This is a genomic window from Citrobacter sp. Cu096, from assembly GCF_030332285.1.
In the GTDB taxonomy this organism is placed as follows: Bacteria; Pseudomonadota; Gammaproteobacteria; order Enterobacterales; family Enterobacteriaceae; genus Citrobacter; species Citrobacter meridianamericanus.
The window spans coordinates 105,247-120,925 of the sequence record NZ_JAOWID010000026.1 but is presented as its reverse complement, the minus strand read 5'-3'; the positions used below and the strand labels follow the sequence as shown (position 1 = coordinate 120,925).

Below are 15,679 nucleotides of genomic sequence, written 5' to 3'. Positions count from 1 at the left end.
ATTATCCTTTCGACAGATTTTCGCAAGCGGGTTGAACGGGATCTTTGGCTGCGGCTGCCTGCGCCTGTCTGGCGTCTTTTTTGCGCCAGTAGTTGGCGAGCAGCGAGCCGCTAACGTTGCCCAGTGGTGTCATCACCGCTGATGCGAGGCCTACGGTTGCCAGTTTGCCCATCGCCGCGGCAAGCCCGGACGCCATACCGCCGTTTTGCAGGCCGACTTCAAAGGCCACGGTACGGGCAGACTGTACGTCCATGCGGAAGATCCAGCGGCTCATCAGGTAACCAATCAGGAAGCCGCCGAGGTTATGCATCAGCATGGCGAAACAGAGCAGGAAGCCGACCTGTACCAGGTTGTCGCGCCCGGCTGCGGCGGCGGTGGTGGTAAAGAAAATGATCCCCATCATTGAGATGGTTGGCATGACCTTCTTCACGCCCGCCACACGGCTATACAGCCAGTTGTAGAACAATGCCCACACGAGACCGCCTGCCACGAAGTTGAGGACCACCGCGTACATCTGTGCTTCGGCGCTGGCGTGATCAAACAGCGCGTCCCAGCCGCCGGCAATCATATACAGCAGCCAAAGCGCGCCGATCCCGGCCAGCATCTGGACGACACGGCGGCCGCGCACGCCGGCATAGGTTTTCAGATAGTCATGCAGAATTGCCGCGCCGATGGGAATTAATACGATTTTCACCACGTCCATCACCATCGCGGTGAGTTGGATATCGATCATCGAGCCCGCCAGCAGGTTGACCCACAGCGGCGTCATTACCGTTGCCGCCAGCGTTGAGACTGCGGCGATTGACACCGCCAGCGCGAGGTTAGCATTGGCGATGTAAACCATTACCGTAGATGAGAGACCGCTTGGGCAAGCGCCAATCAATAAAATGCCTACTGCGACTTCAGGCGGAAAATCAAAGATCAGGGTAATGCTCAGGCCGAGCAGGGGCATGATCACGAAATGGCAGAAGGTACCGATAAACACAGCCCACGGCATTTTGGCAACATCAATAAAATCCTGGATCGTTAGCTTCGTGCCCATGCTGAACATGGTGGCCTGAATCACGAGGAACACGATCCATTTATGGGTGATATTGAAACCGCCCCAGACGATCAGATCCGTAGACCAGGTCATGGCGGCCATAAAACCGGCGATGATCCACAATGTAAACTGATAGCTGCGTAAACCAGGCCAGTAGCCCGCACCGGTGGCGAATCCGGCGGTGAACATCACCAGCCCCGGCTGCCACAGCGCCGCGGACTGGATTAGTGCGCCGATAATCGCCAGCGCCGCGCCCGCAACGCTGAGGCCAAGTCCGGTTTTATGAATAACAGTGGTCATAGTCATGTTGAAATGTCCTTGCTGTTGTTATTGCTGCCGGGGGGGAATAGATAACATACGCCGTGCAATTTCCGGCGTGGCGACTTTTTTATCCATACTGCGAATGAGCGTAGCGAGTTTGGCGACTTGCTGATAATTATGCTGCGCTTTTTCTTCGGCGCTTAAATAATAACTATCTTCAAAGCCGATTCGTACTTCACTGGCACCCATAGCGACAGCCGCAGCGATAATATCGAAATTCTTTCTACCAAAATGGGTAATTCCCCATAAGGCATCGCGTGGAATCATGCTACGCAACGCAATTAATGCATCAATGGTTGCAGGCGTACTGCCGCGGTGGCCGAGAACGATATTAAAGAGCATGGGTTTTTGAAATTTTAATTTATCCTCAAGAGTCAGGATGTTATTAATCATGCCGATTTCAAAAACTTCAAACTCTGGGATGATATTGCGTTCGGTTATTTGCCGGGAACAATATTCCACGTCCGGAGCGGGATTAAAATACACCGCATCACCGAGGTTGACGGAACCGACGTTCAGCGAAGCCATCTCTACGCCGGGACAGGCGAGTGGTGCGCAGCGTTCGGCGATGGACATCGAAGAGACGCCGCCGGTAGAAGCCTGAATAATCAGGTCTGAATGGTGCATAACGCGGTCAATGGTAGCCTGAAAGTCGATAGTATCTGGCGTCAGGCGTCCCTGTTTATCACGAACGTGTAAATGCACGATGGACGCGCCATGTTCTACGCTGGCGAGTATTTCCTGCGCCAGTTCTTCGGGTATAACTCTGGGGCAATCCGCGGCAACGGGTGCCAGCGAAATAATAACAGTATCCGACATTTTTTCCTCCGATACAGAGATAGAGATATTAAAATTATAGGTAAGGTGTCATCCAGTTTAATGCGTCTGGCCCTGATGTTGACGGTTGATATTCACAGCCAATCCAGCCCTGGTAATTCATTTTTCTTATAAAATTAAATAACCATGTTTCATTTAACTCCCCGGTTCCCGGTTCATGACGATAAGGAACAGAAGCAATTTGAAAATGTTTAATAAGGGTAAAATAGTGTTCGATATTTTTCGCCACGTTGCCATGAATTTTCTGACAGTGGTAAATATCAAACTGTAAACCGATATTTTTCTTAGCAACTTCGTGAATAATTGATTCGGCCAACGGGAAGCTGTCAATAAAATAACCGGGCATATCTTGCGAATTTAATGGTTCAATCAGTACATCGATTTCCGCGTCTGCCATCACATCACAGGCGATGCGCAGCCGATTTGTCAGGAGATCGCGCTGGGCGTGCAGCGTCAGGTCGCCGCAGCGCAAGCCCGCCATAATGTGAACCCGGCGACAGCCCAGCGCCGTGGCATAATCGCGCGCCACGTTCAGGCTATGGTGAAATTCTTTGTCGCGACCGGGCTGTGCGGCCAGTCCTCGTTCACCTTGCGCCCAGTTGCCAGCCGGCGCGTTCATCAGCACTACCGGCAGGGATGTTTCCCGCTGAGCGGCTTGCAAATGTTCCAGCGGATGCTGCCAGAGAAATAGCCCTTCTACACCGCGAAAACCGGCCGTCTGCGCCGCCGCAAATCGCGCCGCTATCGGTAAATCTGTAAACAACCAGTCGAGATTAGCCGCTAACTTCAGCATGGCGCGCACCCTCCAGGCCATCAACCAGATGCAGCTTAACGCCCTGACTGGCAATCGTTTGTTGCGCGTCTTCCGGTAGCCGGTTATCAGAAATAATGTCGGTTAACTGCTGCAGACCACAGATGTGGAACATACCGTATTTGCCAAATTTACTGCTGTCGCAGACCAACACCCGACGCCGGGAGACGGTGAGTACCGCTTCTTTGACCGAGGCTTTCCCTTCACTCGGCGTCGACATACCGCGTTCGGTATCCCACGATGAGGAGCTTAGAAACGCTACGTCAATATTAATGGTGTGCAAAAAACTGGCGGCGCTTTTTCCAAGACATGAGCGGTTACGTTGATCTACAAGGCCACCGGTGTGATAGAGCGTAATGTGCGGCATATCCATCAAATAGTGGCTGATGGAAAAATCGTTGGTGACTACCGTCAGATTGAAACAGTGGCTGGCGGCAACGGCTTTCGCCACTTCAAACAACGACGTTCCTGCATCCAGATACAGCGTTTGTCCGGGCTCAATGAGCATGGCGGCAAGCTGGCCCATTTTACGCTTTACATCATGATTCAACTCGGCTTTTTCCCGCCATGGCAGTTCAGATTTCAACAGGTTATTGAGCTTCACGCCGCCGTTAATGGCGATAACTTTGCCTTCTTCTTCCAGCAATTGAATGTCGCGACGCACGGTCATATGCGACACGCTCATTAAATCTGCCAGTTCATTAAATGAGGCGGCATTTTTTTCGTGCACGTAGCGGTAGATAAAATCACGTCGTTGCTCGGGGATCATCATGTCACCTCACGCTTGCCGGGAATGTTCAAGTTCGGCCACCGCCTCTTCTGAGAGCGGAACATAGCCGAGCGGTTTTAACGTCAGCCAGATGCGAGCACTGTCTTCCAGCTCCTCGGCGTTAAATACTGCCTCACGCAGCGAGCGACCGCTTACTACCGGCCCATGATTGGCCAGCAGCGCTGCCGAATGGTCTGCTGCAATTTCACTCAGTGCGCTGGCAATACCTTCATGGCCGGGCTTGAAATAAGGTAGCAGCGGTAACTGCCCGACCCGCATCACGTAGTACGGCGTTAATGGCGGCAGACAGTTTTCCGGCGTGGCGCACGGCAGGCAGGAGAGTGCGGTCAGCCATGGAGAATGCAGGTGTACGACTGCACCGCAGGATGGCCGATGCCGATACCACGCCAGATGCATGGGAACCTCTTTTGAGGGTTTGTCACCGCTAAGATGAACGCCGTTGGCATCAAGCCGACTTAGCGTGGCCGGATCAAGTTCGCCCAGGCAGGAGTTGGTCGGGGTCACCAGATAGCCGCCATCCGGCAATTTGGCGCTGAGATTGCCGGAACCGCCGCTGCTGTAGCCGCGCACAAACAGGGAACGGCCATAATGGACGAGTAGTTCGCGCAGTTGGTGTTCACTCACCGGATTCATAATGCGTACTCCTGGGCAGTAAAAAAGAAATCTTCGTCACCAAAGTTGCCTGACTTCAGTGCCAGCGCCAGACCTGAAGAAAATACCCACGGCACGCCTGGCGCAATGGTTTTGCCAACGGACAAACGCTTCACCTGCAGGGCTTCCACAACGGTGCCGGACGTTTCACCGCCTGCGACGATAAATGTGTTTACACCTGCAACCTGTAGCTTTGCGCTCAGTCGGGAGAAAGCGTGTTCGATTGCCTGGCTGGCAGACTGTTCGCCGTACTCCTGTTGAATGCGTTTAAGTACTTCTGGCGGCTGAGTGGCGTAAATCATCGGCGCGAATGGGTCGCTGATATGCGTCATCGCCCAGGCACACAGTTCATCGGTGTAGCGTTCTGCATCAAACAGGCAGCGAGCCACATCGAGCACTCGAGATGCTGCCGCGGCTTTGTAACGAGTAACCTGGCGATTGCTCATTGCTGAACAGCTACCGGAGAACACCACGGTTTTTGCCGGCAGTGGAAAAGCGTCCGACTGCTGGGTTTGCCGACCGCCGGCGCAGGCGGCCAGCGCACCACCAAGCCCGGATCCCCCGGCTAACAGAGGGCTGGCATGGAGTGCCTGCGCCAGCGTGTTGAGATCTGCTTCATCCAGCGTATCGACAATAACGTGACGCGTACCTTCAGCCTGAAGTTGGGCCAAAGTATGAGTGACCGCTTCCACACCTTGACGCAGCGTTCTGAGGTTGATGCAGCCAACCGACCCCGGCGTTTGTGCGCTCAGCAGGCGCGGCAGGCTGGCATCGGTCATGGGATTGAGCGGATGCTTTTCCATTCCGGACTCGTTAAGCAGTACGCCATTTACAAAAAGATGGCCATGCACCACCGTGCGCCCGTTTTGCGGCAGGGCGGGGCAGTGGACGATCACGGGAGTCTGCAGGTCGTTCATCAACGCATCGCTGACTGGTCCAATGTTGCCTGTTGGCGTGGAGTCAAACGTCGAACAATATTTAAAATAGATCTGGCGGACACCTGCCTTTTGTTTCAGCCAGCGGGCACAGGACAGAGATTGTGCGACGGCCTGTTCTGAGGGTAATGAGCGGCTTTTCAGCGAGATGACGATAGCGTCAACCTCTTCATTCCAGCATTGAGCGGCATCAGGCATTCCGGGTAGTAGCGCAACGCGCCACCCCTGCTGCGCCATAAAGCTTGCAATGTCCGTTGCGCCGGTGAAATCGTCGGCGATAACGCCTGTGGTGACGGCCATGGATCAACTCCGTTCAGATTGTTTGCTAATTGAACATATTATTCAGGAGGGCCTTTCACATTCACATGATGATTATCACAAATAAGCACATCATTGATTCATGGTAAAAATGGGTAATCTATTGAAAAGAATGGAGATAGATTATGAGCGTTGCGAAAAGAGCCTCACAAGGAAGTGTGAAGATTCGTTAATCTTTGAGAAAGCAAAGTCAGTAGTGTGCAGCCGAGTATTATCGTGTCCGCTATAATTCTCTTGCTAATTGATCATAATAATCTGCGTAAATGAGATTATTTTTTGCGGTAAACATCATTTTTTCTTGAGACTAAATTTTGCATATTACCAGCTTTAATATAATTAATGCTGGGGGATAGCGTGCAGTTGAAAATCCAGAATGACTATTTACACCATTTTTTTTCTATCGCAGAACTCTTTTCCCGTGCCACTGGGTTAGCGTCGGTAGTCGTGGATATTAACGGTATACCATTGTCTAAATATCATAATTTTAATTCGTTCTGCACATTAATGCGGGCAGATGAACGTTATCGAGTGGGGTGTCAAAAGTGCGATAAGTACTGTGCTTTTGAAGCACTAAGACAGCTTAAACCCAGAATACTCACCTGTCATGCCGGGTTAAGCTTGTTTTCTATGCCATTAATTTGTGAAGGGCAACTTTACGGTTCTATTATCTGTGGGCAGGTCCGTGTAAAGTATCAGGAGTATAAAACTATCGCCATTGATAATGATAATTTATGGATGGGTAATATTGAATTAAAAGAACAATGGTATCAGGTTGCGGAAGCAGATAATAATTCACTGGTGGCGTCGGCAAATCTGTTAAATTTTATTGTTGATAATTTTGAGAAAGAGCAACCACAATTGGAAGAAGTTGTTATTCCACCGGTCGGTCATATTCAGAATTATTTCACAGAACCTTCCCGACACGAGAAAAAACTGCTGGCGGCACTGCGTTACATTGACGAGAATTTATATGGTGAATTGTCTTTGGAATCCGTTGCGGCTCATGTTTGCTTAAGTGCAAACTACTTCAGCCGATTTTTCAAAAAACGCCAGGGCGTTAATTTTAAAACCTGGGTGAGCCAGAAAAAGATGCAGAAAGCGGGGGAGTTATTACACGATCCGGTTCATTCAATAGACAGCATTGCCCGGAAACTGCAATATGCGCAAACCAGCTATTTTTGCCGCGTTTTCCGGGCGGCGCATCAAACGTCGCCCCAGTCTTTTCGTCATGCCAGACTTTCGCAGTAAAGGTTTTCCGGCAGCGAGATGGCTTCAGGTATAAAAGAGAGCCGATCGCTCAGGGTCACCACGTCACCAATGACAATCAGCGCGGGTGGAAGGATGTTCGCTTCCTGCGCTTTGCTCAGTAATGAACCGAGCGTACAGGTCAGGCGGCGTTGATTTTCTCGGGTCGCGGACATAATTAGCGCGGCGGGCGTGTCTGCTGCTTTCCCGCCCATCAATAGTTCTTCACAAATAAACGCCAGATTAGCGATACCCATGACGATGACCAGCGTACCGTTAAGTTTCGCCAGTTGACGCCAGTCCTGCTGCTGGTTGCCTTCGCGCGTATGGCCAGTGACTACGTGAAAGCCAGAGGCAAATTCGCGATGCGTCACCGGGATCCCAGCGTAGGTCAGACCGCCAATAGTAGAACTGATCCCTGGCACAACTTCAAAAGGGATCCCGGTCTCAACGAGATCCTCAACTTCTTCAGCCCCACGGCCAAAAACATACGGATCGCCCCCCTTCAGGCGCACAATGTTGTGATGCGTTTGGGCATACTGGACAAGTAGTGCGTTAATTTCATCCTGCGGGACGCAGTGGAAGCCCGGGTTTTTGCCAACATTGATAAGCAGACAATCAGGTAATGCCCATTCCAAAATTTTAGGATTGACCAGCCGATCGTAAATAATGACGTCTGCGTGTTTAATGCACATCATCGCTTTGAGGGTGAGTAATGAAATATCACCGGGACCTGCTCCAACGAGCCAGACCTTTCCGAAAGTTTTCACATTGCGTCCTTTATCACGTCTAACAAAAATGGCAGAAACTACATCAAGGAATGATAAAAAGCAGTCGTTTGCCCGTAAGTTATAACGTGAAATTATCCGGAATTATGGCATGGATAATATTGATTAATCTCGCAAAGTTTTTTCTGCAATAAACAAGATGACTTGAAAAATTATTAAGAACTTATTGGCACGTTTTACTTAGGTTTAACCTTATTTAAATTGTGTTTATTGTTGTGCTTGAGTATTATTGGTTAATATTTATCCGTCGTCAGTGTGAGTAAATCATGGATTGGATCAATGACATCAATGGATAAAATAAAATATAACTCTCGGTGCTTATCTGGGTGCCTTGAATTATTTTTTATAAATTAAACTATTTTTGTACGCTGCATATGGAAGAGGTTATGAGAGGAAAAATACCCAAGACGGAGTTGCTGGTAACTTTTGAAGTGGTTGCGCGTCACGAAAGTTATACCCGGGCAGCTGAAGAGCTGGCATTGACTCAAAGTGCTGTTTTCCGCCAGGTAAATGCACTAGAGGATTTTCTTAATACCGCACTATTTAATCATGCCAAAAAGCGCATATTTTTAAATGCTGCGGGCAAACACTATTTAGGTATCGTTAAAGAAACGTTAAATAAACTCGAGCGCGATACGACCACAATAATGACCTGGCAGCCGACCGTACAGGTTATTGAGCTGGCGGTGAATCCGACGTTCAGCACGCACTGGTTGATCCCAAACTTGCGCGAGTTTAACAAACTCAATCCAGATATTATTGTGAACATCCATTCGCTGGCGAATATCGGTGATTTTCTCAATCGCGAGTATGACGCAGCAATTATGCGTGAAGACTTTTACTCGCCGTGGTCAGAGGTTGAGTACCTGTTTGAAGAGGAAATCCTGCCGGTATGTAGTCGCTGTCTGCTGGCTGAGCCGGAACGGAAACTGACGGTTGATGAACTGCTAAATGAATACCCGCTGTTGCATCAAAGTACGCGTATCAAAGGCTGGCAGGAATGGTTTGCACTGTCTGATGTCAGCAGTCCGCTGGTGAATAAAGGACCGAGGTTTGATCTGTTGTCGATGCTGATTGCGGCGGTCCGCTCTAATTTGGGCGTTGCGCTGCTGCCCCGTTTTGCCATTCAGCACGATTTGGACAGTGGTGATATGGTTATTCCTTGCGATGTCCCGATGCGCACCGGGAACCGTTTTATCATGACGTGGCGTGAAGAGAAATCAGAGTCCGAACATTTACAGATTTTCCGTAGTTGGCTGTTGAATAAATCCGTGGTGTCGCCCATCTGATGGCCCCAGCGCTACGTTGAATTCGGCCTACGACTCTGTGAGCTGTAGGCCGTATGACTACCAGTCGATCCCAACCTGCGCCTGAATTCCTCGGTCAAACGCGTGCCTGACCGGGCGAATTTCACTGATCGTATCGGCCATTTCCAGCAATCGTGCGTGGCATCCGCGTCCAGTGACAATTACGCTCTGCTGGGCAGGGCGATTTTCGATGGCGTTGAGAACCTCCTGGGTATCCAGGTAGTGGTAAGCCAGCATGTAGGTGAGCTCATCCAGCACCACCAGATCGTAATGCGCATCAGCCAACATGCGCTTACTTTCCTGCCAGACTGTCGTTGCTGCCTCGATATCTGCCTGTCGATTCTGCGTTTCCCAGGTAAATCCAGTCCCCATAATATGGAATTCGACGCCGAGCGGTTGCAAAGTGTTGTACTCACCATTATCCCACTGGCCCTTAATGAACTGCGCGATGCCAACGGTTTTTCCGTGACCAACCGCGCGCGTTGCCGTACCAAAGGCTGCGGTGGATTTTCCTTTACCGTTACCGGTGAAGACTATCAGGATCCCTTTCTTCTCCGTTGCCGCCGCCACGCGGGTATCAACCTGCTCTTTCAGTTTCTGCTGACGCTGGCGGTGCCTGTCATTATTGGCTCGCGCTTCCATGGTGACTCCTTAGTGTCCTGCCGGACAAGTTGCGCAGCGATGCTGCTGCTCAAACTGGCTAAAGAAGTTATTGCCTTTGTCGTCTACTAATACGAACGCAGGCATATTTTTAACTTCCATCATCCACACCGCTTCCATTCCCAGCTCTGGATATTCAAGGCACTGCAGGCTCTTCACATACTGCTGGGCCAGTAGAGCCGCCGCGCCGCCAATGCTGCCGAGGCTAAATCCACCGTGTTTGTGACAGGCATCAGTGACCTGCTGACTGCGGTTACCCTTGGTGAGCATAATGAGACTTCCGCCTTGTGCCTGGAAAGCATCGACGTATCCATCCATGCGTCCGCCGGTTGTAGGACCCAATGAACCGCAGGCCTGGTTTTCGGGGGTTTTGGCGGGGCCGGCGTAATAAACGATATGTTTTTTCATGTATTCCGGCATCGGTTCGCCGTTATCCAGGCGCGCTTTGATGTTTGCGTGGGCGATATCTCGGGCAACAACAATTGGGCCGCTTAACGACAAACGAGTGCCGATCGGTAGGGCGGACAGGTCATGCAGAATTTCGCGTAACGGACGATTCAGATCCAGTTGAACGGTCTGGGCACCGTTTTCCACACGCTGTGAATCAGGGATAAATTTGCCCGGGTTATGCTCAAGTTTCTCCAGCCAGATACCGTGTTTGTTGATTTTGGCTTTGATGTTGCGATCGGCTGAGCAAGAGAGGGCCATGGCGATAGGGCAGGAGCCGCCGTGGCGTGGCAGGCGGATCACCCGGATATCGTGGGCAAAGTATTTGCCGCCAAACTGCGCGCCGATGCCAAACTCGCGGCTGGCATTGAGCAGTTCGGCTTCCAGCGCTGTATCGCGGAACGCCTGACCCAGCTCGTTCCCGCTGGTGGGCAGGTTATCGTAATATTTGGTTGATGCCAGTTTGGCTGTCTTCAGGGCCTGATCGGCGGACAAGCCTCCAACCACAAAAGCGATGTGATACGGCGGGCAAGCAGCGGTACCCAGTGATTTCATTTTTTCGATCAGGAAAGCAGTGAGCTTTTCCGGCTGCAGAATAGATTTAGTTTCCTGGAATAGCGCCGCCTTATTGGCAGAACCGCCGCCTTTGTTGACGAACAGGAATTTATATTCGTTACCCGGCGTGGCGCTGATGTCGATTTGCGCCGGCAGGTTAGTCTGGGTATTGATCTCGGTATACATGTCCAACGGGGCATTTTGCGAGTAACGCAGATTGTTTTCGGTGAAGGTGGTGTACACGCCTTTGCTTAAGGCTTCGGCGTCATCGCCGCCTGTCCAGACATGCTGTCCTTTGCTGGCCACAATGGTTGCCGTCCCGGTGTCCTGGCAGTTAGGCAGGACACCTTTGGCCGAAACTTCAGCGTTGCGCAGCAGTTGTAATGCGACGTACTTATCGTTACCGCTGGCCTGCGGGTCGTGCAAAATGCTGGCTATCTGTTTCAAATGTCCGGCGCGCAGAAAAAATGAAGCCTCATAAAATGCCTGCTGTGCTAATAAGGTTAACGCTTCGGGCGCCACCTTGATCACTTCCTCTCCGTCTAACTCCGTTACCGTTACGTGCTGGTTACTCAGTAATTCATACTCGGTACTATCTTTACTCTGAACAAAGAGCTCCTGCCAGACAAATGGTTTAGACATGTTTACTTCTCACCTCTTCATTTTTGCCGGATGACGGCGTAAATAAGCGCGCTAATCGTAGGCCGGATAGGCGAAACGCCATCCGGCATCGTGTTATTTTGCTAAAAAGACATTGGCCTGCGTCGCTTCGGCGACATATTCGATGGTTTGCTGGGCGCGAACGCTGTTGCCAGCCTCATCCAGCGGCGGAGAGTAGACGGCAATGGCATATTCGCCAGGAACAACGGCAACCATCCCGCCGCCGACACCACTTTTCGCCGGAATACCAACGGTGTACAGCCATTTACCGCTGCCGTCGTACAGTCCGGCAATCGCCATTTCCGCCAGCACCTGCGGAACATATTTTTCATTCAGCAACTGCTTGCCGTTGAACGGTGATTTCCCTTTGTTCGCCAGCACTGCACCCATTTTGGCCAGTTGCTCAACGGTGATATCCACCGAGCACTGACGGGTATAAATTTCGACGGCGTCGTCGGTGTTGCCATAGAAGCTGTTATAGGATTCCATCAGCTTCGCCAGCGCCTGATTGTGTTGGTTGGTTTCCATCTCGGATTTGAAGACCGGCTCATTAACCGTGAGCGTGGCGTCGGCCCAGACGTTCAGGTTGTCGAGGATTTTGTTCCAGCGATCGGTTTTATCTTTGGCTTCAATCAGGCTAACGGTGCTCATGGCTCCGGCGTTTACCAGCGGGTTCTCAGGCGCACCTTTGGTCAGTTCCACCGCTAAACCGGAGTTAAAAGGCATGCCAGTGGCATTTGCCCCGAGTTTATCCAGTACCACCTGAGGACCGTGTTGTTCCATGGCGAGCGCCATGGTGAAGACTTTACTCAGGGATTCCATGGGAAAGGGTTTGTTAACATCGCCAACCTGGTAGATCTTGCCATCCACCGTAGCAATAGTGATGGCAAAATTATTTGGGCTGTAGGTCGCCAGGGCAGGGATGTAGTCGGCGACTTTTCCATCGTTATTACTTTTGAACTTTTGATGCGCCTGTTCTATCAGTCTGGCGTAGTCCGGCGAGGTTTGCGCGAATGAGGTCGCGCTAAACAAGATGCTGAAAGAAAAGAGACTCACGCCGATAATTGTTTTATTCATTGTGCATTCCTGCTGATTTGATAACTATGTTGCCGGATAGCGGCGCAAGCGCCTTATCCGGCAATCGTGTTTTATCAGGACATCGCAACTTCAGACTGTTCAGTAACCGGGCGTTCCTGTTCCGGTGACTTCACTGGCGCAGTTCCACGGCAACCCTGGCCGAAGTGTTCGCCTTCCCAACGACCCACAATGGCAGCGCCCATGGCGTTACTCATGACGTTGGTGGCAGAACGACCCATATCGAGGAACGGATCGACGCCCATCAACAGGATCAAACCGGCTTCCGGAATGTTGAATTGGTTCAGGGTGGCGGCGATAACGACCATCGAGGCACGCGGTACGCCCGCCATTCCTTTAGAGGTCAGCATCAGAATTAACAGCATGGTAATTTGCTCGCCCATGCTCAGTTCGATATTGCAGGCCTGAGCAATAAAGACGGTGGCAAAGGAGCAATAGGCCATGGAACCGACCAGGTTAAAGGAGTAACCGATAGGCAGAACGAAGCTGGCAATTTTTGAGGAAACGCCGAATTTTTCCAGCTTATCCAGCGTGCCCGGGAAGGCGGCTTCAGAACTGGAGGTCGTAAAGGCCAGTAGTGCAGGCTCGAAGATTGATTTGGTCAAACGTGCGATACAAGGCCCGACTATCATGGTTGACAGGCCAATCAGGATTGCCCACAGCATACCCAGCGTCAGGTAGAATTCACCCATGAAGATCCCGGCGCTGACCATCACTCCCAGACCACGTTCGGCAATCAAACCTGAAATAGCGGCAAAAACGGTCAGCGGCGCAAACAGCATGACGTAACCCGTCAGCTTCAGCATCACGTGCACCAGAGAATCCAGAACCTTCACGATAGGCTCGGCTTTTTCACCAATGGCGGCCAGGCTGCAACCAAGGAAAATTGAGAACACCACGATCTGCAGAATTTCGTTCCGCGCCATCGCATCGACAATACTGGTCGGTACCGCGTGCGAGATGAACACTTTCAGCGTGAATGGCTCTGACTTAACCGCGGCAACGACCCCGGCGTCATGCGGCACGAAGTTGATACCTGCGCCTGGCTGGAAAATATTAACGATAACCAGACCCAGCGCGATTGACAGCAATGATGCGCAAATAAACAGGAAGAAGGTTTTTGAAAATATACGTCCCAGCGTTTTGGCATCGCCCATTTTGGCAATACCCACAACCAGAGTTGAAATAACCAATGGCGCGATAATCATTTTCACCATACGTAAGAATATAGTGGTGAAAATGGAAATATCTGCTGCATAAGATTTTGCTGTTTCAGCCGTGACCATATTATTGATGGCTACCCCGGCAATCATGCCGAGTATCAGACCTAATATGATCATCTTCGTTAAACTTATTTTCTTCATGTGTACTCCATCGGATAAAGGTTGGTAATTGGAATTGTGTAGGGTGGCGTGCGCCTGAGCCTGGACAGCAGCTTAGACGCACGCCTGTTGTGACCAACCGCATGAATAATTCGAAGCACTGTGATACAGCTGAATTCTGTGCCCCAATGGTTGTTATTGTGTTTTTTGTTACAAGTCGAACTCAATACTTAATAATGGTGCGTGTTGCTGCGCGCCATAAACATCATTGTCACCAACGTTGCCGGAAATAATATCGCGCGGCATGACGATTTTTACGGCATTCGCCGGGTCGAACCACACAATATTGTGAATAAAGTCAGGTTCAACGTTATATAAACCGGCAATAAGCTGCGGTGTTAATTGCTCGGAACGTTTTACGCGCTGATAATCTTCCCGGGTTTTAAATAAAATATCTAAAACCAGTTCGTACGGTCCGGCGTTTTTCGAGCGAATAACTTGCGCCAGTGAACAAATTGACTGTTTCATGCCTGAACTCCTTCTGGCGTCACCTGTTCAATGTGGAAATCAAAACGCAGCGCATCGCTTGCTTCAATCAGGTGATAGATCGAGAACTCATACACCGGTCCACTTTGAATATCAGATGGCGAGAACGGGAAGGCGAGGTTGCCCGCCGTCGCAATGCGATTCTCATAGCCGTAGTGCAGCAGGGTAGAGCGCACCAGCGAGCAAACGCTGTTGGCGATATCCTGCGTCGGCGCGACGACATCCAGTAAAATCCCCAGTTCGTGACCGGCGGTTTTCATCGGTTCATGGTTGCCCATCACGCCGTTCTTCCCGTAAAGGTGGAACGTCATACGGATGCTGTCGTCATTCAGGGAGAGGTTACGTGCTACGCTTGCCTGGACCTCTTCGAGAATGGTGTCAATTCCGGCAATCATAATCGGGTCACGCGTTCCGGCGATGGTCAGGCAGCGGAAGCCAACCTGACGCGCCCCTTCCAGTTTCAACGCATACGGTGTTTCTTCATGACGTGAACCGCTGACATACACTTCACCCTCGTTAACCTGGGTAAAGGTGCACGCTTTCAGGTTCAGCACACCGCCGGGACCCGGCAGGAAGTACGGATCGGACTTCTCATACAGGGTGTGCGCCGCAGCTGACGTTTCTGTGAACTTACGCTTGGGATTGAACGCCTTCAGCGTAAAGCCGTTGTCGTCGATAATCCCCATCGCACAATCGGAGCCGGAGCCGGGGGTGGCAGCAATGGCAGCACACTCAAGGATCTTACCGCAATGCAACGCCAGACCTTCATCAAAGCCCTGCATAATTGGCAGCGCGGCAAAGCAGGCCGGATCGTAGGCGCGTCCGCCCAGCACCACTTGCGCACCGGCTTTCAGTGCGCGCTGGAAAGGCTCGATACCCATCTGCGCGACGATGTAGGTACTCTCTTCGATCGCCTCGTGAGTCAGTTCCGGCACAAAGTCGAGTGCGGTGATTTTGCCGTTATCCAGCGCCTGATGAACGATTTCTTTGTCGACATCTGACGGGATTAGCGCCATTGAGAAGGTCAGTTTTTCTTCCTGTGCGATCTCATGGATAATCTGGCGACACCACTCCAGATGCGGAGCTGCGCCAGAACCACCGGCGGTGCCGATCACGACCGGGATGTTGTTCTTAACGCCCGCCACAATCATATAGCGCAGATCGCGTTTTACCCCGGCTCTGTCGGTAAAGGGTTTACCTGCCCCCAGGTAATGGGGGCCCGGATCGGAGGAACCCGCGTCAACGGCAATAAGATCGGGTGACTCTTCCATGGCTTTGCGAAAACTTTCTTCCGGGAAGCCATAACCCAGGATAGCCGTCGGCGATAAGATCTTAAATGTGCGAGCCAT

At 51.3% G+C, this 15,679-nt stretch carries 15 protein-coding genes; 2 read left to right on the top strand and 13 right to left on the bottom strand.

Translation table 11 applies throughout. The features are described from left to right. Position 1 precedes the first annotated feature (1 nt). The 6 genes from OGX99_RS11860 to otnK are packed head-to-tail and all read right to left on the bottom strand — an operon-like array spanning position 2 to position 5,687. Entirely contained in the window at positions 2 to 1,348 is a 1,347-nt protein-coding gene (locus OGX99_RS11860; RefSeq protein WP_286543648.1) for a bile acid:sodium symporter family protein, read from the bottom strand. A gap of 21 nt (positions 1,349 to 1,369) precedes the next feature. Next, the gene (locus OGX99_RS11855; RefSeq protein WP_286543647.1) at positions 1,370 to 2,182 is read right to left on the bottom strand and encodes a beta-keto acid cleavage family enzyme; all 813 of its coding nucleotides are present in this window, start codon (positions 2,180 to 2,182) and stop codon (positions 1,370 to 1,372) included. Positions 2,183 to 2,216: 34 nt separating this feature from the next. Continuing rightward, positions 2,217 to 2,993 carry a hydroxypyruvate isomerase family protein gene (locus OGX99_RS11850; protein WP_151219550.1) on the bottom strand — a complete coding sequence of 259 codons (777 nt, stop codon included), beginning with the start codon at positions 2,991 to 2,993 and terminating at the stop codon, positions 2,217 to 2,219. Then, the gene (locus OGX99_RS11845; RefSeq protein ID WP_187252788.1) at positions 2,974 to 3,783 is read right to left on the bottom strand and encodes a DeoR/GlpR family DNA-binding transcription regulator; all 810 of its coding nucleotides are present in this window, start codon (positions 3,781 to 3,783) and stop codon (positions 2,974 to 2,976) included. The genes OGX99_RS11850 and OGX99_RS11845 overlap by 20 nt, the downstream gene beginning before the upstream one ends. A gap of 6 nt (positions 3,784 to 3,789) precedes the next feature. Then, positions 3,790 to 4,434, bottom strand: coding sequence for a 3-oxo-tetronate 4-phosphate decarboxylase (gene otnC / locus OGX99_RS11840; protein ID WP_151219551.1), 645 nt, complete (start codon positions 4,432 to 4,434; stop codon positions 3,790 to 3,792). Next, positions 4,431 to 5,687 carry a 3-oxo-tetronate kinase gene (gene otnK, locus OGX99_RS11835; protein WP_151224961.1) on the bottom strand — a complete coding sequence of 419 codons (1,257 nt, stop codon included), beginning with the start codon at positions 5,685 to 5,687 and terminating at the stop codon, positions 4,431 to 4,433. Before otnK ends, otnC begins: the two co-directional genes overlap by 4 nt. 372 nt (positions 5,688 to 6,059) lie before the next feature. On the opposite strand from otnK, the gene OGX99_RS11830 reads away from it, so the two are divergent. After that, positions 6,060 to 6,953, top strand: a complete 894-nt coding sequence (locus tag OGX99_RS11830) for a PocR ligand-binding domain-containing protein (RefSeq protein WP_252838015.1) — start codon at positions 6,060 to 6,062, stop codon at positions 6,951 to 6,953. Here the strand turns inward: OGX99_RS11830 and cobA are convergent. Continuing rightward, positions 6,932 to 7,720, bottom strand: coding sequence for a uroporphyrinogen-III C-methyltransferase (gene cobA / locus OGX99_RS11825; RefSeq protein ID WP_151219553.1), 789 nt, complete (start codon positions 7,718 to 7,720; stop codon positions 6,932 to 6,934). The genes OGX99_RS11830 and cobA overlap by 22 nt on opposite strands. Before the next feature lie 404 nt (positions 7,721 to 8,124). Here cobA and OGX99_RS11820 point away from each other — a divergent pair, with 404 nt between their 5' ends. After that, positions 8,125 to 9,027 (top strand): LysR substrate-binding domain-containing protein, encoded by a 903-nt coding sequence (locus OGX99_RS11820; RefSeq protein ID WP_151219554.1) that lies wholly within the window; start codon positions 8,125 to 8,127, stop codon positions 9,025 to 9,027. Between the two features lie 57 nt (positions 9,028 to 9,084). Here the strand turns inward: OGX99_RS11820 and cobO are convergent, their stop codons facing one another. The 6 genes from cobO to OGX99_RS11790 form a co-directional block, all read right to left on the bottom strand. After that, positions 9,085 to 9,687, bottom strand: coding sequence for a cob(I)yrinic acid a,c-diamide adenosyltransferase (gene cobO / locus OGX99_RS11815; protein WP_187252785.1), 603 nt, complete (start codon positions 9,685 to 9,687; stop codon positions 9,085 to 9,087). Positions 9,688 to 9,696: 9 nt separating this feature from the next. Further along, positions 9,697 to 11,349, bottom strand: coding sequence for a class I fumarate hydratase (locus OGX99_RS11810; protein ID WP_151224962.1), 1,653 nt, complete (start codon positions 11,347 to 11,349; stop codon positions 9,697 to 9,699). Between the two features lie 93 nt (positions 11,350 to 11,442). Continuing rightward, positions 11,443 to 12,444, bottom strand: coding sequence for a glutaminase A (gene glsA, locus OGX99_RS11805; RefSeq protein WP_151224963.1), 1,002 nt, complete (start codon positions 12,442 to 12,444; stop codon positions 11,443 to 11,445). A 74-nt stretch (positions 12,445 to 12,518) separates the two neighbouring features. Continuing rightward, positions 12,519 to 13,826, bottom strand: a complete 1,308-nt coding sequence (locus tag OGX99_RS11800) for a dicarboxylate/amino acid:cation symporter (RefSeq protein WP_151219558.1) — start codon at positions 13,824 to 13,826, stop codon at positions 12,519 to 12,521. Positions 13,827 to 13,994: 168 nt separating this feature from the next. Next, a complete protein-coding gene (locus tag OGX99_RS11795) occupies positions 13,995 to 14,312 on the bottom strand; it encodes a DUF4387 domain-containing protein (protein ID WP_005122536.1) in 318 nt (105 codons plus the stop codon). Then, positions 14,309 to 15,679 (bottom strand): acyclic terpene utilization AtuA family protein, encoded by a 1,371-nt coding sequence (locus OGX99_RS11790; RefSeq protein WP_252838017.1) that lies wholly within the window; start codon positions 15,677 to 15,679, stop codon positions 14,309 to 14,311. The genes OGX99_RS11795 and OGX99_RS11790 overlap by 4 nt, the downstream gene beginning before the upstream one ends.